This is a genomic window from Pseudomonas sputi (assembly GCF_021603585.1).
GTDB lineage: Bacteria > Pseudomonadota > Gammaproteobacteria > Pseudomonadales > Pseudomonadaceae > Aquipseudomonas > Aquipseudomonas sputi.
Genome location: NZ_BQHI01000064.1, coordinates 1 through 1,098, shown reverse-complemented (window position 1 = coordinate 1,098; position 1,098 = coordinate 1). Strand labels below are relative to the sequence as shown.

Annotated in this window: 1 pseudogene; it reads right to left on the bottom strand. The window is 64.5% G+C overall.

Annotated elements, in window-relative coordinates:
- Positions 1 to 1,098 (bottom strand): annotated as a pseudogene (locus L6D81_RS29305) (type IV secretion protein Rhs); the annotation flags it as partial.

Sequence of the window (1,098 nt, the reverse complement as noted above, 5' to 3'; positions counted from 1 at the left end):
GGCCATCGAAGCCGGTTTCCTGTCGGATCAGTCCGGTGGGCGTGTAGTCCAGAAGGTACTTTTCGCCGGACTCGTTCTCGATTTCCGTCAGCAACAGCTGCGCATGGTCGTAACGGTACTGCAGCCGCGTGCCGTCGGGGTTGATTCGCCGGCTGACCAGGTGCAGGTCGTCGTCATACTCATAACGGGTGATGCGCCCCAGTTCATCGCGTTCGGCGGTGACCTGGCCGTAGGCGCTGTAGGACCAGGCGCGGGTGGCGCCATTTGGCGAGGTGGTCTGGATCAGCCGACCGACGGCGTCCCACGCATGACGGGTGACGGCACCGTGTTCATCCTGTGAAGTAATCCGCCGCCCCTGCAGGTCGTAGGAAAACTTGCGAACCCCACCGTCCGGCAGACTTTCCTCAACCAGTTGGCCCTGGTCGTTCCACACGAACACATGCCGACCCGAATCCGGATAACGGACCGACAGCAACCGCCCCTGCGGGTCGTAGTGGTAATGGGTGACATGACCGTCCGGATCGACCGCTTCGGTGATATCCCCCTGGGCATTGCGCCGATAGGTCCAAACGGCGTCGCCACGCGAACGGCTGTGCAGGAAACCGTTGCGGTACTCGTAGGACGTCGGCGCATCGTCCGGCGGAATCAGCGCGATCAGCCGTCCGGCATCGTCGTAGCGGTACTCGGTAACCGCGCCGAGCGCATCCTGCTCGGCGACCAATCGGCCCTGCGCGTCGTAGGTCTTGAGCTGTTCACCACCGTCGGCGGCGACCTGACGCACCAGCCGCGCCGTATCGTCGTGGACGTAAACCTCTTGCGTGCCGTCGACGTACTGCACCGTGACACGGCCGGCGTCATCCCAGACGTAACGCGTGTCCATCTGCGAAAACGACGCCCAGTGCCGCACGCAACGCGCTGCCTTGCCGGCGCGCTCCCACGCCCAGAAGAAGCTCGCGCCGCCGGCCAGCTGCCGCTGCAGGATGACGTGTTGGTCGTCGTAGTCGTAACGCTCGCTTTCGCCGACGGCGTTCGACGCCTCGATCAGCCGATGACGGGCATCAAAGCGATAGCTGGCCAGCGTCTGCTCGGTGCGCCAGG